Source organism: Prosthecodimorpha hirschii (assembly GCF_001305515.1).
GTDB lineage: Bacteria > Pseudomonadota > Alphaproteobacteria > Rhizobiales > Ancalomicrobiaceae > Prosthecodimorpha > Prosthecodimorpha hirschii.
On sequence record NZ_LJYW01000001.1, the window covers coordinates 5,207,833 to 5,226,435 of the forward strand.

Genomic DNA, 18,603 nt, shown 5'->3' on the forward strand with positions numbered 1-18,603 from the left:
GCGCGGAAGGCCACCGGCATGCACGGGCGGCAGCGTCGCCCGCCGTTTGCGCTACGTTGGGCCTGGAGGTCCGGGGACGTCTTGGGGCTGCGGTTCGGGGCGATCCTCGTCATATTGCTCGGCGCCCTCGATCGGCCTCAGCCAGGGCTCGCGGCGCTTGATCCAAAGCTCATAGTCTGGGACGAGCCCGACGGGCGGGTCGGACAGGATGCCGAGCTTGATTTCCGCCTCTTCGGCGTCGGCCGAGAAGAGGCGGGATCCGCAGGACGGGCAGAAGCTCTGCCCTCGGAACGTGGCCGTTTCACCGGTCCATTCGAAGGCGGGACGCGGCCAGACCGCATAGAAGGTGAAGGCCGAGCCGCTTTCCTTCCGGCAGTCGGAACAGTGACAGATGCCGACACGCAGCGGCTCGCCGGAAACGGAAACCGTCGCCTGGCCGCACAGGCAATGTCCCGAACGCTTTGGCATGGTTGACCTCGACCCTGGTCCGCCGACCGCCTGTCGTGGCGATCCCTCGGGCACTGTCGCCCAACTCCGTCTACCAACCAACTGGCATTCCGGGTCGATCCCGGTCTATCGTCAGTCGGCGTGCCGGCGGTCGCCTGCCTCGAATTTGAGCAACCCGGGTTCACCCACTTTTGAGATTGGGACGCTAGGCTATCCGCGACGGGCTGCAGTTCCGTCGGCATTGGGTTCATTGCGTTCAGGGGATTTCATGACTGATCTCTCGGCATCGGCCGGCAAGGTGGCGCTGGTCACCGGTATCACCGGTCAGGACGGCGCCTATCTGGCAGAACTTCTGCTTTCGAAGGGCTATACGGTCCACGGCATCAAGCGGCGGTCGTCTTCCTTCAATACCGGCCGGATCGAGCACATCTACCAGGATCCGCATGTCGAAAGCCCTAAATTCATCATGCACTACGGTGACACGACGGATTCGACCAATCTCATCCGCATCGTCCAGCACTGCCAGCCGGACGAGATCTACAATCTGGCGGCGCAGAGTCACGTCCAGGTCTCCTTCGAGACGCCGGAATACACCGCCAATGCCGACGCGATCGGCGCGCTCAGGCTTCTGGAGGCGATCCGCATCCTCGGCCTCGAGAAGAAGTCGCGCTTCTACCAGGCCTCGACATCGGAGCTCTACGGGCTGGTCCAGGAAGTCCCGCAGCGCGAGACGACGCCCTTCTATCCGCGCTCGCCCTATGCGGCGGCGAAGCTCTATGCCTATTGGATCGTGGTCAACTATCGCGAAGCCTATGGCATGCATGCCTCCAACGGCATCCTGTTCAATCACGAAAGCCCGCTGCGCGGCGAGACCTTCGTCACCCGCAAGATCACCCGCGCGGCGGCGGCGATCCGGCTCGGCCGGCAGCCGAAGCTGTGGCTCGGCAATCTCGATGCCCAGCGCGACTGGGGCCATGCGCGCGAATATGTCCGCGGCATGTGGCTGATGCTGCAGCAGGACAAGCCGGACGACTATGTGCTGGCGACCGGCGTGACCACCCGCGTGCGCGACTTCGTCACCTGGGCCTTCGAGGATGTCGGCATCGCGCTCGACTGGCGCGGTACGGGCGTCGACGAACAGGGCATCGACCGCGCCACGGGCCGCGTGCTGGTCGAAGTCGACCCGCGCTACTTCCGGCCGACCGAGGTCGAACTCCTGATCGGCGACCCGACCAAGGCCCGCGAGATGCTCGGCTGGCAGCACGAGACCCCTGTCCGGGCCCTGTGCCGCGAGATGGTGCAGGAGGACCTGCGCATCATGGAGACCGCGCCGATCATGAAGGATGCGTAGCGGCCCGATGGATGGCCGGACGCAGACCGACGGGGATGCCATGCCGGGGCGATCGGACGGTGCCGGGCCGGGCGCGACCGGCGTTGGGACCGGCCGGCCTCTGCGCATTCTCGTTCTCGGTCTCAACTATGCGCCGGAACCGGTCGGCATCGCCGTCTACACGACCGGGCTCGCCGAGGCGCTGGCCGCGCGCGGGCATCAGGTCGCGGTCGTCGCCGGCAAGCCCTACTATCCGGCCTGGGCGGTGCCGGCGCCGTTTCGTGGCGGCTGGCGCCGGGACACCAACGAGGCGGGTGTCGCGGTCACGCGCGTCGCCCATTATGTGCCGGCGCGGCCGAGCGGGGCGCGGCGCATCCTGCATCACATGAGCTTCGCGGCTTCCGCGCTGTGGCCGATGCTGGTCGCCGCGCGGCGGTTCCGGCCCGATCTCGTCTTCACCGCCGCGCCGTCGCTGATCGCCGCACCGGTCGCGGGCTTGGCGGCTCGGCTCGCCGGCGCGCGCTCCTGGCTGCATATCCAGGATTTCGAGGTCGAGGCGGCGGTGGCGACCGGTCTCGTCGGCGGCGGGCGGCTGGCCCGGTGGGCCGGCGCGTTCGAGAGCCGGGTCCTCGCCGGCTTCGACCGCGTCAGCTCGATCTCGCCAGCCATGTGCCGGCGCTGCATCGCCAAGGGCGTCGCGCCGGAGCGCGTGGTCGAGTTCCGCAACTGGGCCGACATCGAGGCCGTGCGGCCGCTCGTCGGCCCGTCGCCGTTCCGCGCCGAATGGGGCATCGCGACCGAGCATGTCGCGCTCTATTCCGGCAACGTTGCCAACAAGCAGGGCATCGAGATCGTGGTCGGCGCGGCGCGCCGGCTGGCGCATCGCCGGGACCTGACCTTCGTGATCTGCGGCGACGGGCCGAATATGGAGCCGCTGCGCCAGTCGGCGGCCGGGCTCGGCAATGTCGTCTTCCGCCCGCTGCAGCCGAAGGAACGGCTCGGCGACCTGGTCGGGCTCGCCACCGTGCACCTGCTGCCGCAGCGCGCCGGCGCGGCCGACCTGGTGCTGCCGTCGAAACTCACCAACATGCTGGCCTCCGGACGCGCCGTCGTCGCCACCGCCGATCCGAACACCGGACTGGCCGCGGAGGTCGAGGGCTGCGGCCTGGTGGTCGCGCCCGAGGACGAACAGGCCTTTGCGGAGGCGATCGCCCGCCTCCTCGACGACCCCGACCTCAGGGCCGGACTGGCCGCCGAGGCCCGCCGCCGCGCCGAGACGCGCTGGGACCGCACCGCAATCATCGACGGCTTCGAGCAGACCCTGCGGGCGCTGGTGCCCTGACGGGGCGGCCCGGTGCCGGCCGGGCCGGAAGGCCGGCCCATCAGCGGGCCGGCGATCGGGTCAGACCGGCGCGCAGGCGCCCGCGCCGTCCTCTTCCAGAGCGGCGGCGAGGTCGAGCAGGTAGCGGTCGTGATGCCAGGCGGCGACCAGCTGCAGGCCGATCGGCAGGCCGTCTTTCGAGCGGCCGCACGGGATCGAGATGGCCGGGGGGCCGGTCAGGTTGAACGGGTAGGTGTAGGGGTACCAGGCGCCCCGGATGGTGCCGGCGTCGCGGCCGTCGATGGCGATGCGGCCGAGCGGGTCGAGGCCGACCGGCAGCGCGGGCGCGGTCAGCGTCGGCGACGCGATGGCATCGAAACGGCCGAGGATCGACTGCACGGTGTCGAACATCGCCGTGCGGGCGAACTGGGCCTCGGCGAGGTCGGCGGCCGAATAGGCCCGGCCCGCCTCGATGGTGGCGAGCAGCGTCGGATCGAGCTTCTCCGGGGTCGCGGCGGCGGCCCGGCCGAGACGGGCGAGCAGCAGCGAGCGCAGGAAGACCAGAAAGGCCGGTTCCAGGGCGGCGAGGTCGAGCTCGATCGGCTCGACCGCGAAGCCGAGCGCCTCGGCGCGGACCATGGCGGCGGCGACCGCGGTCTCGACCTCGGGATCCAGGATCGTGCCGCAGCGCATCAGGAGCGCGAGGCGGGGCCGGTCGCCGGCGGCGAGCCGGGGGCCGTGGGCGGGCGGCGACTGGCCATAGGGATCGCGCCGGTCCGGGCCGGCGATTGCCTCGAACAGCAGCCTCGTGTCGGCGACGGTGCGCGTCATTGGGCCGACATAGGAATTGGCGCCGAACAGGTCGGGCGCCTGCAGGTTGGGGATGGCGCCGAGCGTCGCCTTCAGGCCGACGACGCCGCAGCAGGAGGCTGGGATCCGGATCGAGCCGCCGCCGTCGCTGCCGAGCGCCAGCGGCCCCATGCCGGTCGCGACCGCCACGGCCGCCCCGCCGGAAGAGCCGCCGCAGGTATGCGCCCGGCTCCAGGGGTTGAGCGTGCGGCCGAAATGCGGGCCCTCGGTGAAGGGCTTGTGGCCGAATTCCGGGGTCGTTGTCTTGCCGATCAGGATCGCGCCGGCCGCGCGCGCCCGGGCCACCGCGACCGCATCGGCGCGCGGGATGGTGCCGGCGAAGAGCGCCGAACCCTGGCTGGTCTCGACCCCTTCGGTCAGGGTCAGGTCCTTGACCGAGAAGGGAATCCCTTCGAGCGGGCGGGCCGGCTCGCCGGCCTTGAGCCGTGCCTCCGCGGCCTCAGCCTCGGCGCGCGCGCGCGCCGCCGGGACGGCCATAAAGGCGTTGAGATCGGCCCGGGCTTCGATGCGGGCGAGCGCGGCCTCGACCGCCTCGACCGGCGATACCGCGCGCGTCCGGATGGCCTCGGCGAGCGCGACGGCAGTGAGATCGGCGATGTCGGTCATGCGGTCCCCGGGGTGCGAGAGCATTTCCCGATCGGATGAAATCATCCGATCGGTAAGGAAATGCAAATAGATCAATAACTTGAGCCCGTTCCGTCCGGGTCGCGTCGATCCGGACGGGACGGGCTCAAGCGTGCGGTCAGAGCATCCAGCGGCCGCCGTCGATGGCGAGCGTCTGGCCGGTGATGTAGCGGGCATCGTCGCTCGCCAGGAAGGCAACGCAGCCGGCGACGTCCTCCGGCTCGGCGATGAAGCCGGCCGGCGTGCCGGCCTTGATGCGGTCGAGCACGGCGGGCGTCAGCCGGTCATGCGCCCGGGTCCGGATCGCGCCCGGTGCGACCGCGTTGACGGTGATGCCGAAGGCGGCATTCTCGCGCGCGAGAGAGCGGGTGAAGCCGACGATGCCCATCTTGGCGGCGGCATAGTCGGCGAGCCCGGCATCGCCGACCAGCGCCGCATCGCTCGACATGTTGACGATCCGGCCGCGCCCGCGCGCCCGCATGCCCGGGACGACCAGCCGGGCCATGCGCAGGGTCGTGAACAGCGAGACCTCCAGCACGAAGCGCCAGACGGCCTCGTCGGACTCGTGGAACGGCGCCGCGCGCTCGCGTCCGCTCTGGCCGACATTGTTGAACAGGATGTCGACCGGCCCGAAGGCCGCTTCGGCCCGGGCGTGGAAGGCGGCCAGCGTGTCGGCATCCGTGCAGTCGCCGGCGACGGCCAGAAGCCGGGCGTTCTGGTCCGGCGCCAGCGCCGCGGCGAAGTCCGGCTCCTCCCGATCGATCACCGCGACCTGCGCGCCTTCGGCCAGGAAGCGGCGGGCCGTCGCCGCGCCGATGCCGTTGGCGCCGCCGGTGACGATGGCGACCTTGCCGGAGAAGCGGGGCTCGCCCATGGCTCGATCCCTCAATGGAAGCTGCGGCCGCCGTCGACCGCCATGGCGATGCCGGTGACGAAGGAGGAGTCCGGCCCGCTCAGCCAGACGATGGCGGCGGCGATCTCGTCCGGGCTGGCGATCCGTTCCAGCGCGTAGCGCGCCTTGACGGCGGCGAGCGCGGCTTCCGGATCGGCAGCGCCTTCGAGGTAGGAGCGGAACAGGTCGGTATCGACCGCGCCCGGGCAGACCACGTTGACGCGGATGCCGAAGCCGGCCGCCTCCAGGGCGAGCGCCTTGGAGGCCATCTGCAGGCCGGCCTTGGAGGCGCAATAGGCGGTGCGGTGTTTCAGCGGCGCGAGGCCGGCCGCGGAGGAGACGTTGACGATGGTCGCACCACCGGCCGCCGCCAGATGCGGCCAGGCCGCCTGGATCACCGTCATCGGCCCGGTCAGGTTGACGGCCATCACGCGCGCCCAGTCGGCCGGGGCCATGGCGTCGACCGGCGCGACGAGGTCGATGCCGGCCGCATTGACGAGGCCGTCGAGGCCGCCGAGGCGGGACGCGGCCTCCGCCACGGCGGCCTGGATCGCGGCGGCGTCGGTCACGTCGGCGACGGCGGTCACGAGTGCCGCGCCGGACAGGGCGGTGGCGAGATCGGCGAGGGCCGCGGCATCGCGGTCGAGCGCGGCGACGGCCGCCCCCTCGGCGACGAGGCGGGCGACCGTGGCGCGGCCGATGCCTTTGGCGGCGCCGGCGACCAGAATGCGCCGGCCGGCAAACGGCAGGGTCACGACCTGGGAACCGGCCAGCGGCGGGCTCACCGGCCGGCCTCGGCGCGGGCGCGTTCCAGGCCCGGGCGCATGTCGTCGACCATCTCGTCGCAGCGGCCGATCCAGACGCCGGAATGGCCGAGCGCATATTCGATGAAGGCTTCGAGCACCTTCAGGCGCGACGGCTGGCCGATGATCTGTGGGTGCATGCCGACCATCATCATGCGGTCCTCGGCATGGAGCACGTCGAATTCGGACTTCCAGGCCTCCAGGAGCGCCGAGGGCGCCTGCATGGTGCGGCCGGGCAGAACGATCGAGTATTGGAAGAAGGGCGCATCGTCGAGCACCCAGCGGAACGGCAGCTCGACGAGCTTGGTCTCGCGACCGTCGACCGTGTGCAGGTAGGGCGAGTCGTCGTCGAAGAAGTTCGAGGAATAGTCGAAGCCGTATTCGACCAGCATCGGCATGGTGATCGGGCTGATCTCGGCTGCGGGCGAGCGCCAGCCGCGCGGGGCCTTGCCGCTGACGCGCTTGATCGACTGCCAGCCGCGTTCCATCTCCTCGCGCTCCTGTTCGGGCGTCAGGCTCAGGATCCAGGCATGGCTGTAGCTGTGATGGGCGAGCTCATGACCGCGGCGTAGGATCTCCTCGATCAGCGCCTCGCGCTGGTCGATGACCAGGCCGGGCACGAAGAAGGTCGACTTGATGCCGTAGCGGTCGAGCAGGTCGAGGATGCGGCCGGTGCCGACCTTCCAGCCATAGGCGCCCTGCGACATCAGGATCGGCCGGTTGGCATAGGCCGGGTCGCGCGCGGTCCACATCGTCTCGGCGTCGAGATCGAAGGTCAGGAAAAGGGGAAAACCCTTGCTGGTCAGCGGCATGGCGCGAACTTTCTTCAGACGAAGCGATGCAGGCGGAAGCGGCGTTCCGCCAGGATGAGGACGATCGCGGTGGCGAGGATCAGAAGCGTCGAGACGGCGGCGACGCTCGGGTCGATGCCCATCTCGACGGAGGAGAAGATCAGCACCGGCAGGGTGGTCTGGTTGGCGCCGATCAGGAAGATGGTGACCGGCACGTTGTCGAGCGAGGTGATGAAGGCGAACAGGGCGCCGGCGACCACGCCCGGCAGGATCAGCGGCAGCGTGACCAGCCGGAACGCCTCCAGGCCGGTCGCGCCGAGCACCCGGGCGGCCTCCTCCAGCGCGCCGTCGAGCCCGGCGAGGCTCGCCAGGGCGGAGCGCACGATATAGGGCACGGTGATCACCACATGGGCCATCAGCAGCCCGAACAGGGTGCCGCGCAGGCCGGTCAGGCTGAAGAACTGCAGGAGCGCGACGCCGACCACCACCGCCGGCATGACCAAGGGCGCCATCAGGAAGGCGATGATCGCCTCCGAGCCGGGCAGGGTGCGCCGGAACAGGGCATAGGCGGCGGCCACGCCGAGCACGGTGGAGACCAGCGTCGAGCCGAAGGCGAGGATCAGGCTCATCCGGATCGCTGCCAGATAGGTCGGGTCGGCCAGCACCTTGCCGAACCAGGCGAGCGTCAGGCCCTTGGGCGGGATGGTCAGGTAGGAGGTGGTCGAGAAGGCCGCCAGCATGACGACCAGCACGGGGATCTGCAGGAAGACCAGCACGGCGATCGCTGCCGCGGTCACGGCCCGTCCGGGGCGGTGGTCGGTGCCGTCGCTCATGCCATGCCCGCCCAGCGCCGCGCCAACCGGCTCGACGCCCAGATGATGCCGATCGCCATCAGGGCCAGCGCGAAGGACAGCGCCGATCCGCTCGGCCAGTCGAGCAGTTGCACATATTCGTCGTAGATCAGCGTCGCCATGACCTTGTAGGTCGGCCCGCCGAGCATGCGCGGCGTGACCAGCGCGCTGATGGTCAGGACGAAGACCAGGATCGAGCCGGCCAGGATGCCGGGCGCCGACAAAGGCAGCGTCACGGACAGGAACACATGGGTGCGGCTCGAGCCGAGCGTGGCGGCGGCGGCCTCCACGTCGCGCGGGATGTTGCGGATCGCGGCGACCAGCATCAGCACCATAAAGGGCAGGTAGATGTGGGTCAGGCCGATCATCACGCCGGTCAGGTTGAACATCAGCTTGATCGGCGCGGTGATCAGGCCGAGCTGCATCAAGAGATTGTTGACGAGGCCGCGATTGGCCAGCAGCACGATCCAGCCGAAGGAGCGGACCACGAGATTGAGCAGCATCGGGAAGACGACCAGCAGGATCAGCGGCACGCGCCAGCTTGCCGGGCCGCGTGCGATCAGCCAGGCGACCGGATAGCCGAGGATCAGGCTGGCGAGCGACACGCCGAGGCCGAGCCCGAGGGTGCGCCAGATCACCTCGCGGTAGTAGTCGTCGGTGGCGATGCGCAGATAGTTCTCCAGCGTCCAGACGCCCTTGGCGATGCCGGATCCGGGCACGTAGCTGCCGAAGCTGGTCGGCAGCAGCATCAGCACGGGGACCAGGAAGAAGGCCGCCAGGACGAGGCCGAGCGGGGCCAGGATCAGGAGCGCGTGCCGGACCGGCATCATGGCGCCGGCTCCTCGGGCGGCATCGCGAAGACCGCCTCCGGCGGGATGTTCAGGCTGACAGCCGTGCCGGGCGCCAGATCGGCGGCGGCGCCCTGCGAGCCGGTCTCCGCGACCAGCTCGACGCCCTCGGCGACGCGCACGACATATTGCACCCGCGCGCCCGAGAAGGAGCGCAGCAGGACGGTTCCGGGAACGCCGGGGACCCGGTCGGGTGCATCGGACGGGCTGGCGGTCGCGCCGACCGCTGCCAGCCGGATCGCCTCCTGGCGGATGATCACGCTGGCGGCGGCGCCGTCCGGCAGGTCGATCGCGGCGGCGGCGAGTTCGACCCGGTCGCCGATCCGGACCCGGCCGCCGGCGCCGTCGCGCCGGACGACGCGGCCGGCGAGCCGGTTCGGCCGGCCGATGAAGCCGGCGACGAAGGCGGTCGCGGGGCGGTGATAGATGTCTTCGGGCGGGGCGAATTGCTGCATCACGCCGCGCGCCATGACGCCGACCCGGTCCGACATGGTCAACGCCTCGCCCTGGTCGTGGGTGACGAACAGGGTGGTGATGCCGACATCGCGCTGCAGGCGTTTCAGCTCGATCTGCATCTCCTCGCGCAATTGGGCGTCGAGGTTGGAGAGCGGCTCGTCGAACAGCAGCACGCGCGGCCGCGGCGCGATGGCGCGGGCGATGGCGACGCGCTGCTGCTGGCCGCCGGAGAGCTGGCGCGGCATGCGGTCGGCGAAGGTGGCGAGCCGCACCATGGCGAGCGCCTCGCGCACGCGCCGGTCGAGTTCCGCGCCGGCGACCTTGCGCCGGCGCAGCCCGAAGGCGACGTTTTCGGTGACGCTCAGATGCGGGAACAGCGCATAGGACTGGAACACCAGGCCGAGGCCGCGCCGGTTCGGCGGCAGCCGCGTGACATCGTCGCTGCCGATCAGGATGCGCCCGCGGCTCGGCTCGACCAGACCTGCGACCATGCGCAGGATGGTGGTCTTGCCGCAGCCGGACGGGCCGAGCAGGGAGACGAATTCTCCCTCCCGGATGGTCAGCGAAATGTCCCGGACGACCTCGGTGTCCCCGTAGGACTTGCCGAGTGCCTCGAAGGTCAGCGTGCTCATGGGCCTATCCCGCAGCGGCGCGGCGAGCGGATCAGCGCGCCACCTCGCGCTGCCAGCGGCGGGTCCAGTTGGCCGAGTTCTTGGCGATCAGCTCGGGGTCGATGAACCAGGCCTTCTCCAGGCTCTCGCCGTTCGGCACGATCTTGGCGACCTTGTCGGACAGCTTCACCTTGGTGTTGACGGCGCCGATATAGGCCTTCTCGGAGAAGCAGCCCTGGCCCTCGGCGGACAGGATCTGGTCGAGGAACTTGAGCGCCAGATCGGCCTTCGCGGTGCCCTTGGGGATGACGACGGCGGGCAGGATGCCGACCGCGCCTTCCTTCGGATAGGCGACGGCGAGCGACAGGCCCTTGTCCATGGCGACGCCGGCGCGGTCCGGATACCACGGCGCGACGGCGATCTCCTCGCGCTCGAACAGGGCGAGCAGCTGGTCGGCCTGGGTGTAGAGAACCGCCGACCCCTTGGCGATCGGCTTGATCGCCTCGAAGCCCGGATCGGTGTTGTCCAGCGTGCCGCCCTTGGCCTTGTTGACGGCGAGCAGGTAGTGCAGGCCGGAGGTGCCGGTGATGTCGCCGATCGCATACTTGCCGGCATAGGCCGGATCGGCGAGGTCGAGCCAGGAGCTCGGCGGCGCCTTGACCAGCTTCGGGTTGTAGACGAGCGCGGTGGCGCTGACCATGGCGACGACGTAGCTGTCGTTCTTGCCCCAGGCCGAGGCGATCACGTCGGGCGCGCTCTTCAGCTTGGTGCGGTCGATCTTGTCGGCGAGGCCTTCGCCGTTGAGCTGGGCGGCGAGCGAGTTGTCGATATAGACGATGTCCATGTCCGGCTTGCCGCCGGTGGCGCGGACCGCGGCGGCGAACTGCGAGGAGTTGCCGAGCTTCAGCGCGACGGTGGCGCCGGTCGCCTTCTCGAAGGCGGCGACATGGCAGGCCTTGACGTTGTCGGCGAAGGACCCGCCGAAGGAGCCGACCACGAGTTCCTCGGCACCCGCCGTGCCGGTCAGGCCGATGGTCAGGACGGCGGCGATGGTCGAATTGCGCAGCGACATGGTGAGCCCTCTCCTCGATTCCGGTCCGTCGACGCGGCCCTTGATCCCCGCGCCGCATCCCGTCAGCGCGCCAGGGCCGTCGTTGCTGGTCTTGCCGGCGCGCCGGCGATCGTTCCGGCCGATCGGCCGGACTGTCGGAGCGTCTGACGAAGGCCAGGATGGCACGGGTCGAAATGTCTTTCAAGAAAGATAATTGGAAGATATCCTGTCGGCCGAATGCGACAACCGCGGCTTGAACCGCCGGCCGGGTTGGGTCACAGGACAGGCGGGCAGGAGAGAACGGCAATGGGGACGGAGGCGGCGCGGCGGATCGATGGGACCGTGGCCGATGCCCTGTCGGACGCGGATCGGGTCGGTGCCGGCATCCGCCGCTGGCAGCGCGAATTTCCCGGCATCGACAGCTCCGGCAAGGCGATCGTCGGGCGGCTGCTGCACCTGAACGAAGTCTATCTGGCCGCGATCAACAAGACGCTGGCGCGCCACAAGCTGAAGTATCCGGCCTTCGCCGTGCTGGCGACGCTCCGGGTCGAGGGCGAGCCCTACCGGATGAGCCCCAAGGCCCTGCTCGACACCCTGATCCTGACCTCGGGCGGTCTCTCCAACCTGCTGCGCCGGCTGGAGAAGGCCGGCTACATCCGGCGCTTCGCGGACGCCACCGACGGCCGCGGCGTGGTGGTCGAACTGACCGAACTCGGTCGCCGCGTGGTCGAACCGGCGATGCGCGACCACGCCGAGACCGAACGCCGCCTGACCGCCATCCTGTCCGGTCCCGACCGCGAGGCCGTCGAGCGCGGTCTGGCGCTTCTGATGATCGGCCGGGCCTGAGGGGCCCGAAGCGGCCGGCGCTCGCCCCTTTAGGTCGTGATTTACCGTTCCCGCACTTTTCGTTGCCTGCGCCGAATATCTGGCAGGATATTTGAATGTGTTTCGAGAAGACGCGGTGTTGTGTTTCGATTCAGCTGTAATTTGTGCCTTTCTGGATTGTGACGTGTTTGGGGTGAAACTCACCATGTGGCTTGAGAGCGCTGCCGCCAAAGCTCGGGACTGGATTGTCAATACCGCGGCACCGCTGTGGTGGGAGCGCGGGATCGATCCGGCTGGGGGCTTCGTCGAACGGATCGGCCTCGGCGGAGATGCGTTGCGCGAGACGCGGCGGGTGCGGGTCTCGGCGCGTCAGGTCTATGCCTTCGCGGTGGCGGCCCGGCTCGGCTGGTCCGGGCCGGTCGAACGCGCCATGGCGCAGGGCCTCGCCTTCCTGCGCGGCCCCGGCAGCACCGGCTCGGGGGGGATCGCGGCGCGCATCGCCGTCGACGGGACCATCCTCGATGCCGGGCCCGATCTCTACGATCAGGCCTTCTGGATGCTGGCGCTGGCGGAAGCGCAGCGGATTTCCGGGGATCCGGCTCTCGAACGGCAGGCGCTGCGGGTGCTCGACCTGATCGAGCGCGACCTGCGCCACCCTTCGGTCGGCTACGAGGAGCGCCGGCCGCGGCAATTGCCGCTGCGCGCCAACCCGCACATGCATCTTCTGGAAGTCGCCATCGCCTGGATGAGCGTCGGCACGAGCCCGCGCTGGCGGGGCCTCGGCCATCAGGTCGTGGCCATGTGCCGGGACCTGTTTCGCGATCCGGAGACCGGCGCGTTGCTCGAAGTCTTCGACGGTGACTGGCAGCCGCTCGGCGGCGCGGACGGCGATTCGGTCGAGCCGGGCCATCTGTTCGAATGGACCTGGCTGCTTTGGCGCTGGCAGGCGCTGAGCGGCGAGGCGACCGCCGCCATGGCGCTGCGCTTCGCCGAGATCGCCCGCCGTCACGGCGTCGACCGGGACCGCAATGTGGCCGTCGACGAGATCGGGCGCGATTTCAGGATCAAGCGCGCGACGGCACGGGCCTGGCCGCAGACGGAGCGCCTGAAGGCCGGCATCGCCTGCCGCGACTGGGCCGCGCCGGGATCGGCGGCCCGGTCCGAAGCCGAGGCCGAAATCCTGTCCGCCTGGGCGGCGATCGAGCGCTATCTTGACGTTGCCGTCCCCGGGCTCTGGCGCGACCGGATGCGGGAGGACGGCCGCTTCGTCGAGGAGCCGGCGCCGGCCTCGACCTTCTACCATTTCGCCTGCGCGGCGGCCGAGTTGGCCGCGGCGGCCGAACTGGCCGCGGCGGCCGAATTGGTCACGGCGGCGGAATTGGTCAAAGCGAACGGACATGGTGCGGCAGCCGAACTGGCCGCCGCGGTTCGGGCGGCGGAACCGGTCACGGTCCCTTGATCGCGACGATCGGGGCTCGAAGCCCAGGGTGACGGTTGATAGGACTTTTCAAATCCGCGCGGACGAATGAAGGAGCGGGAATGTACAAGCGCATCTTAGTGACCGGCGGGGCTGGGTTTCTCGGCTCCCATCTGGTCGAACGCCTGCTCGACCGTGGCGACGAGGTTCTGTGCGTCGACAATTTCTTCACCGGCACCCGGCGCAATATCGAGCACCTGATCGGCCATCGCCGCTTCGAGCTGATGCGCCACGACGTCTGCTTCCCGCTCTATGTCGAGGTCGACGAGATCTACAATCTGGCCTGTCCGGCCTCGCCGATCCACTATCAGCACGATCCGGTTCAGACGACCAAGACCAGCGTGCACGGCGCCATCAACATGCTGGGCCTCGCCAAACGGCTGCGCGCCCGGATCCTGCAGGCCTCGACGTCCGAGGTCTATGGCGATCCGGTCGTCCACCCGCAGGTCGAAAGCTATTGGGGCAACGTCAATCCGATCGGCATCCGCTCCTGCTACGACGAAGGCAAGCGCTGCGCCGAGACGCTGTTTTTCGACTACCATCGGCAGCACAGGCTGCGGATCAAGGTCGTCCGCATCTTCAACACCTACGGCCCGCGCATGCATCCCCATGACGGGCGCGTGGTATCGAACTTCATCGTCCAGGCGCTGCGCGGCGAAGACATCACCATCTTCGGCGAAGGTCTGCAGACGCGCTCCTTCTGCTATCGCGACGACCTGATCGAGGCGATGATGCGCATGATGGACACGCCCGACGACGTGACCGGGCCGATCAATATCGGCAATCCGGACGAGTTCACGATCCGCGCCCTCGCCGAGCAGGTGATCGAACTGACCGGGTCGAAGTCGAAGATCGTGTTCCGGCCGCTGCCGCAGGACGATCCTCTGCAGCGTCGGCCGGATATCGGCCAGGCCCGCGAGATCCTGCGCTGGGAGCCGAAGGTTGCCCTGCGCGAGGGCCTGGAGAAGACGATCGGCTATTTCGAGGGGCTGCTCGGCAGCGGCGTGATCGGCGGCGCTTTGGCGTCGCGCACGGCAGCTTACGCGGCCAACCCCATGGGCTGACGGCGGGGCCGGTCCCGCTTGGGTGCCGGCGGTCGTTCCGACCGCGGGTGCCGGCGGCCGTTCCGCCCAATGGTGCCGGCGGGGTGGCCGCGCCGCGTCCGGCGGCAGGGCGCCGCCGCGCCATGCGAAACGGGCAGGCCGGCCGATCCGCCGAACCTGCCCGCTCGTTCCGGTCGGGCGAAGGGTCAGTCGTCCTCGCCCTCGTCCTCGCCCATCGTTCCGGCATTCGGGAAGAAGGGCAGGGAGCGGAAGCGCGTGCCGGTCAGTTTCGCATAGGCATTGGCGACCGCGGGGGCGACGCAGGGCACGCCCGGCTCGCCGACGCCGCCGATCGGGCTGCCCTGCTGCACGATGGTGACCGCGATCTGCGGCGTCTCGCGCATCTTGAGCATGCGGTAGTTGTTGTAGTTGCGCTGCACGGTCCGGCCGGCCGCGAAGGTGATCCGGCTCCACATCGCCGCGCCGAGCGCCTGGATGATGCCGCCTTCCATCTGCGCGGTGACCTGGTCCGGATTGACGGCGATGCCGCAATCGATGGCGCAGGAGATGCGGTGCACCGTCAGCGCGCCGGTCGTCGGCGCCGAGATCTCCGCCACCTGCGCGACGATGCTGCCGAAGCCGATCGTCATGGCGATGCCGCGGGCCCGGCCGGCCGGCGGCGGCGTGCCCCATCCGGCCAGGGCGGCGGCGGCGTTCAAGACCGCCAGATGGCGCGGCGACGCGGCGAGCAGGCGCTGACGGAACAGGAGCGGGTCGACGCCCGCGGCGAGCGCCGCCTCGTCGATCGCCGATTCGACCACGAAGGTGTTGTAGGAATGGCCGACCGAGCGCCAGAAGCCGACCGGGGCGGTGGTGGTGTGGCGGACATAGTCGACGCGCTTCGACGGGAAGGCGTAGGGCAGGCCGATGGCACCGTCGACCGCCTGGCTGTCGACCATCGTGCCCGGCACGCCGAAGCGCAGCAGGATCGACGGCGTCACGATGCGGTTCGACCACGAGGTCGGCTGTCCGTTGGCGTCGAGGCCGATCCGGACCCGCGACAGGGCCATCGGCCGGTAGAAGTCGTGGGTCATGTCCTCTTCGCGGGTCCAGGTCAGCTTGACCGGCTTGCCCGGCACCGCCATGGCGATCTTGACCGCCTCGGTGACGAAATCGGTCTCGAACTTGCGGCCCATGCCGCCGCCCATGAACATCGGATGGACGACGACGGCGGTGGCCGGCAGGCCGGTCAGCTTGGTGACCACGCCGACCACCGAGGGCGGCGCCTGGGTGGAGGCCCAGACCTCGCAGGACTGGCCGGGCGTGTAGAGCACCGTGCAGGCCATCGGCTCGAGCGTGGCGTGAGCCATGAACGGCGCCGCATAGGTCATTTCGAGCCGCTTCGGCGAACCCGCCCAGCTGCCCTCGGCATCGCCGAGCAGTTCGGCGTTCAGCGGCGTGCCGGACGCCATCAGGGTCTGCGCGGTGGCATCGATCTTGGCGCTGTCGATGTCGGTGGCGCCGACCGGCAGGATCCAGCTCGGGGTGAGCCTTGCGACCGCATTCTTGGCCGCCCAGGTGTTGGTGGCGACGACGGCGACCGCCGTGCCGATATTGACCGCCTTGAGGGTGCCGGAGGGCGTCGCCGGGCTGTAGGTGGGCGACAGCGTGCCGCCATGGACCGGGGAATGCTTGACGGCGGCATAGACCATGCCGGGCAGGCGCACGTCGATGCCGAAGACGGCACTGCCGTCGACCTTGGCGGGGATGTCGGTGCGCGCCACCGAACGGCCGATCAGGCGGCCGTTGCCGATCAGGGCCGGGCTCGACGGCGGGGTCTGCTGGGCGGCGGCGGCCGCGAGCGCGCCATAGGTGGCGGTCTGGCCGTTGACCGAAACGGTGCCGGAGGCCGCGACCGCATTGCCGAGCGAGCCGCCGAACCGGGCGACGGCCACCATCTTGAGCATCTCGCGGGCCTTGGCGCCGGCGACGCGCAGGCCCTGGTAGTAGCCGCGCATCGACATCGAGCCGCCGGTCACGCCGCGCATCGCCGGGTCGGCATAGGTGAAGTTGCCGGCCGGGGCATGTTCGACCTTGACCTGGTTCCAATCGACCATCAGTTCCTCGGCCACCACCTGGGCGAGGCCGGTCATGATCCCCTGGCCCATCTCCTGGCTGCCGCACAGGATCGTGACGGTGTTGTCGGCGCCGATCAGCAGCCAGTTGCCGACATAGGTGCCGACGAGGCCGCCGACATTGGCGGTGGTCGGCGTGCCGGTCGGCGTCGTCGTGCCGCCGCTCCCGCTTCCGCTTCCACTTCCGCTTCCGCTGCCGCCACCGCTGCCCTTCTTGGCGGCGGCCATCTCAGGGCCGAAGCCGATGGCGAGGCCGGCGAAGGCGGCGGCGCCCTGGCCGATGAGGGTGCGGCGGCTGACCGTGGTGGGATCGGGGGCGTTCTGATGGATCGTCATGGCGAACGGGCTCCTGAAATGGGCATGCGGGACCGGCGGCGGTACAGCGGCTCCGTCCGGGGACGGCGCGCGACCGGACCGGCGATCAGGCGGCGATGCCGGCGGCGGCCTTGATGGCGGCCTTGATGCGGGGATAGGTGCCGCAGGCGCAGACATTGCTCATGGCGGCGTCGATCTGGGCGTCCGTGGGCTTCGGCGTCTGCCGGAGTAGGGCCGCGGCCTTCATCAGCATGCCCGACTGGCAGTAGCCGCATTGCGGCACCTGCTTGGCGATCCAGGCCAGCTGCAGGGTGTGGCTGCGGTTCGGCGACAGGCCTTCGACCGTCGTGATCTGCTTGCCGACCGCCTCCTTGACCTCCATGTCGCAGGAGCGCTCCGGCTCGCCGTTGACCAGCACGGTGCAGGCGCCGCACACCTCGATGCCGCAGCCATATTTCGTGCCCGTCAGGCCGACCACGTCGCGCAGCACCCAGAGCAGCGGCATGCTGGCCGGCACGTCGACCGAATACGACTTCCCGTTGATGGTCAGATTGTACATGTCTCGTTCCCCAAGGGCGTTTGGGGCGCCAAGACCGAGCCGTCCCAAGGTCGTGTTCGCCGGGGCGGACCCTACGTCACCAAATGTTAAGTCATGTTTACCTGTCGTGTAAGCGTCATCTCAGCCAGGCGCGAGAATTCGAATGGAATTCGAGGCTGATTCGTCGCAAAGGCTTCGCAAACGTGTAAAGCCTGGGGCCATCGATTGGGCATTGCCTTGCCGCCGACGAATCGCTCGCGGAGGATGGCAGTCGTCATGTCCTGATTTGCCTAATGAATCCTAAGGGAAGTCCGTGGAATTTCATAAAATGCGTCGGAACATTCATGGTTCCACGGCGCAAACTCCACCGGTCGATGATACGCGATCAGGCTGACGAGAGTCTGACCCTTCGTCGGTTCCCGGGTTAATTTTTGAATATTCGTGAAGATCTCCTTTTGAATTCGCCAGTACAGGACGTCAGCGTCATGACATTCTCGGTATGAAGAATGCATTGTGCGCCGGTCGACCCGTGAATTCGGACCGTGATCGGCGATGGTTGTGGCCGCCGGGGAGCGGCATTTGGGCGAGATCTGGCGTGATTCCGGATTTCAGACGGATTTTGATCGTGACGCTCGGGGACATACGATGAAATACGGACGCCATAGCTTTGTCGGTCTGCTCGGCCTGGTCGCCTCCCTGGCCCTCGCTCCGGATGCGGATGCGCTGACCGGCGTGCAGGTCGGCCCGAGCGGCAAGACCTATGCGTCGGGCGGCATCGAGTGCGCGCTGCACCCGGTCAACGGCCTGGCGCCGATGGTCAAGGCGGGACTCTACAATGCCAGGAAGAATGCGAAGGCGACGGTCCTGCTCAACCGGACCCCGGTGGCCAGCGTCAACTTTTCCAGCCCCGACGCCACGGTCTGGCTCGGGCCGCAGGTCGATACCGTTGCGGTGGTGCTGAAGGGCGCCGGCACCGACAGCTACACGTTCGACGCAACGCCGGATCCCGGGCAGGCGAACGTCTGCATTCCGAGCACCGTCGGCAATACGGTGACGGGCGATGTCGAATATGCCGCGAGCCGCAAATCCTCCATGACGGTGATCCCGGGCTGCGCGCTGAACGGGGCGACCGGCCGGGCTCAGCCCTTCGTCAATCTCTTCGACAATGGCGCCTACCTGCTGAATGTCTCGGTCAACGGCGTTCCTCTGACCCAGTTGAACGGCACGACCCGGCGCAGCACCCCGGTCTTCCTGGCCCCGGGTCTCAACGTCGTGACCGCCGCCAACGGCGCCGCCTCGACCGATTCCTACGTCCGCGACGGCGGCACCGGCACCTGCACGCTCCCCTGAGAACCAGACCGGGATGCGGCGCCCG

17 protein-coding genes are annotated in these 18,603 nt (G+C 69.2%); 6 read left to right on the forward strand and 11 right to left on the reverse strand.

Features of this window, described 5'->3' with window-relative positions; all coding sequences use genetic code 11:
- Positions 1-51: 51 nt before the first annotated feature.
- Complete coding sequence (locus ABB55_RS22930) at positions 52-468, reverse strand: GFA family protein (protein WP_054360890.1); 417 nt, start codon at positions 466-468, stop codon at positions 52-54.
- 247 nt (positions 469-715) lie between these two features.
- Here ABB55_RS22930 and gmd point away from each other — a divergent pair, with 247 nt between their 5' ends.
- Both gmd and ABB55_RS22940 read left to right on the forward strand, forming a co-directional pair.
- A complete protein-coding gene (gene gmd, locus ABB55_RS22935) occupies positions 716-1,798 on the forward strand; it encodes a GDP-mannose 4,6-dehydratase (RefSeq protein ID WP_054360891.1) in 1,083 nt (360 codons plus the stop codon).
- Positions 1,799-1,838: 40 nt separating this feature from the next.
- Positions 1,839-3,119, forward strand: coding sequence for a WcaI family glycosyltransferase (locus ABB55_RS22940; protein WP_200912059.1), 1,281 nt, complete (start codon positions 1,839-1,841; stop codon positions 3,117-3,119).
- 60 nt (positions 3,120-3,179) lie between these two features.
- Here the strand turns inward: ABB55_RS22940 and ABB55_RS22945 are convergent, their stop codons facing one another.
- From ABB55_RS22945 to ABB55_RS22980, 8 genes are all read right to left on the reverse strand, one after another.
- Positions 3,180-4,574: an amidase gene (locus ABB55_RS22945; protein ID WP_054362246.1), complete on the reverse strand. Its 1,395-nt coding sequence runs from the start codon at positions 4,572-4,574 to the stop codon at positions 3,180-3,182.
- Between the two features lie 136 nt (positions 4,575-4,710).
- Positions 4,711-5,466 (reverse strand): SDR family NAD(P)-dependent oxidoreductase, encoded by a 756-nt coding sequence (locus ABB55_RS22950; protein ID WP_054360892.1) that lies wholly within the window; start codon positions 5,464-5,466, stop codon positions 4,711-4,713.
- Between the two features lie 11 nt (positions 5,467-5,477).
- Entirely contained in the window at positions 5,478-6,269 is a 792-nt protein-coding gene (locus tag ABB55_RS22955; protein ID WP_244472102.1) for an SDR family NAD(P)-dependent oxidoreductase, read from the reverse strand.
- The gene (locus tag ABB55_RS22960) at positions 6,266-7,099 is read right to left on the reverse strand and encodes a polysaccharide deacetylase family protein (protein ID WP_054360893.1); all 834 of its coding nucleotides are present in this window, start codon (positions 7,097-7,099) and stop codon (positions 6,266-6,268) included. Before ABB55_RS22960 ends, ABB55_RS22955 begins: the two co-directional genes overlap by 4 nt.
- Before the next feature lie 14 nt (positions 7,100-7,113).
- Entirely contained in the window at positions 7,114-7,911 is a 798-nt protein-coding gene (locus tag ABB55_RS22965) for an ABC transporter permease (protein ID WP_054360894.1), read from the reverse strand.
- Positions 7,908-8,759 carry an ABC transporter permease gene (locus ABB55_RS22970; protein ID WP_054360895.1) on the reverse strand — a complete coding sequence of 284 codons (852 nt, stop codon included), beginning with the start codon at positions 8,757-8,759 and terminating at the stop codon, positions 7,908-7,910. Before ABB55_RS22970 ends, ABB55_RS22965 begins: the two co-directional genes overlap by 4 nt.
- Positions 8,756-9,865, reverse strand: a complete 1,110-nt coding sequence (locus ABB55_RS22975) for an ABC transporter ATP-binding protein (RefSeq protein WP_054360896.1) — start codon at positions 9,863-9,865, stop codon at positions 8,756-8,758. The genes ABB55_RS22970 and ABB55_RS22975 overlap by 4 nt, the downstream gene beginning before the upstream one ends.
- A 31-nt stretch (positions 9,866-9,896) precedes the next feature.
- On the reverse strand, positions 9,897-10,916 hold the full coding sequence (locus tag ABB55_RS22980) for an ABC transporter substrate-binding protein (RefSeq protein WP_054360897.1): 1,020 nt from the start codon (positions 10,914-10,916) through the stop codon (positions 9,897-9,899).
- Between the two features lie 321 nt (positions 10,917-11,237).
- On the opposite strand from ABB55_RS22980, the gene ABB55_RS22985 reads away from it, so the two are divergent.
- The 3 genes from ABB55_RS22985 (at position 11,238) to ABB55_RS22995 (ending at position 14,261) form a co-directional block, all read left to right on the forward strand.
- Entirely contained in the window at positions 11,238-11,741 is a 504-nt protein-coding gene (locus ABB55_RS22985) for a MarR family winged helix-turn-helix transcriptional regulator (protein ID WP_244472103.1), read from the forward strand.
- Between the two features lie 163 nt (positions 11,742-11,904).
- Complete coding sequence (locus ABB55_RS22990) at positions 11,905-13,179, forward strand: AGE family epimerase/isomerase (protein ID WP_152982150.1); 1,275 nt, start codon at positions 11,905-11,907, stop codon at positions 13,177-13,179.
- A gap of 80 nt (positions 13,180-13,259) precedes the next feature.
- On the forward strand, positions 13,260-14,261 hold the full coding sequence (locus tag ABB55_RS22995; RefSeq protein ID WP_054360900.1) for a UDP-glucuronic acid decarboxylase family protein: 1,002 nt from the start codon (positions 13,260-13,262) through the stop codon (positions 14,259-14,261).
- 185 nt (positions 14,262-14,446) lie between these two features.
- Here the strand turns inward: ABB55_RS22995 and ABB55_RS23000 are convergent, their stop codons facing one another.
- Both ABB55_RS23000 and ABB55_RS23005 read right to left on the reverse strand, forming a co-directional pair.
- Positions 14,447-16,711 carry a xanthine dehydrogenase family protein molybdopterin-binding subunit gene (locus ABB55_RS23000; protein ID WP_054360901.1) on the reverse strand — a complete coding sequence of 755 codons (2,265 nt, stop codon included), beginning with the start codon at positions 16,709-16,711 and terminating at the stop codon, positions 14,447-14,449.
- A gap of 85 nt (positions 16,712-16,796) precedes the next feature.
- Positions 16,797-17,249 carry a (2Fe-2S)-binding protein gene (locus ABB55_RS23005; protein WP_054360902.1) on the reverse strand — a complete coding sequence of 151 codons (453 nt, stop codon included), beginning with the start codon at positions 17,247-17,249 and terminating at the stop codon, positions 16,797-16,799.
- Between the two features lie 624 nt (positions 17,250-17,873).
- Here ABB55_RS23005 and ABB55_RS23010 point away from each other — a divergent pair.
- The gene (locus tag ABB55_RS23010) at positions 17,874-18,578 is read left to right on the forward strand and encodes a hypothetical protein (RefSeq protein ID WP_054360903.1); all 705 of its coding nucleotides are present in this window, start codon (positions 17,874-17,876) and stop codon (positions 18,576-18,578) included.
- Positions 18,579-18,603: the final 25 nt, after the last annotated feature.

Coding starts and splice junctions, on each gene's coding strand:
- ABB55_RS22930 (WP_054360890.1), bottom strand. CDS start 468: ATGCCAAAGCGTTCGGGACATTGCCTGTGCGGCCAGGCGACGGTTTCC.
- gmd (WP_054360891.1), top strand. CDS start 716: ATGACTGATCTCTCGGCATCGGCCGGCAAGGTGGCGCTGGTCACCGGT.
- ABB55_RS22940 (WP_200912059.1), top strand. CDS start 1,839: ATGCCGGGGCGATCGGACGGTGCCGGGCCGGGCGCGACCGGCGTTGGG.
- ABB55_RS22945 (WP_054362246.1), bottom strand. CDS start 4,574: ATGACCGACATCGCCGATCTCACTGCCGTCGCGCTCGCCGAGGCCATC.
- ABB55_RS22950 (WP_054360892.1), bottom strand. CDS start 5,466: ATGGGCGAGCCCCGCTTCTCCGGCAAGGTCGCCATCGTCACCGGCGGC.
- ABB55_RS22960 (WP_054360893.1), bottom strand. CDS start 7,099: ATGCCGCTGACCAGCAAGGGTTTTCCCCTTTTCCTGACCTTCGATCTC.
- ABB55_RS22965 (WP_054360894.1), bottom strand. CDS start 7,911: ATGAGCGACGGCACCGACCACCGCCCCGGACGGGCCGTGACCGCGGCA.
- ABB55_RS22970 (WP_054360895.1), bottom strand. CDS start 8,759: ATGATGCCGGTCCGGCACGCGCTCCTGATCCTGGCCCCGCTCGGCCTC.
- ABB55_RS22975 (WP_054360896.1), bottom strand. CDS start 9,865: ATGAGCACGCTGACCTTCGAGGCACTCGGCAAGTCCTACGGGGACACC.
- ABB55_RS22980 (WP_054360897.1), bottom strand. CDS start 10,916: ATGTCGCTGCGCAATTCGACCATCGCCGCCGTCCTGACCATCGGCCTG.
- ABB55_RS22995 (WP_054360900.1), top strand. CDS start 13,260: ATGTACAAGCGCATCTTAGTGACCGGCGGGGCTGGGTTTCTCGGCTCC.
- ABB55_RS23000 (WP_054360901.1), bottom strand. CDS start 16,711: ATGACGATCCATCAGAACGCCCCCGATCCCACCACGGTCAGCCGCCGC.
- ABB55_RS23005 (WP_054360902.1), bottom strand. CDS start 17,249: ATGTACAATCTGACCATCAACGGGAAGTCGTATTCGGTCGACGTGCCG.
- ABB55_RS23010 (WP_054360903.1), top strand. CDS start 17,874: ATGAAATACGGACGCCATAGCTTTGTCGGTCTGCTCGGCCTGGTCGCC.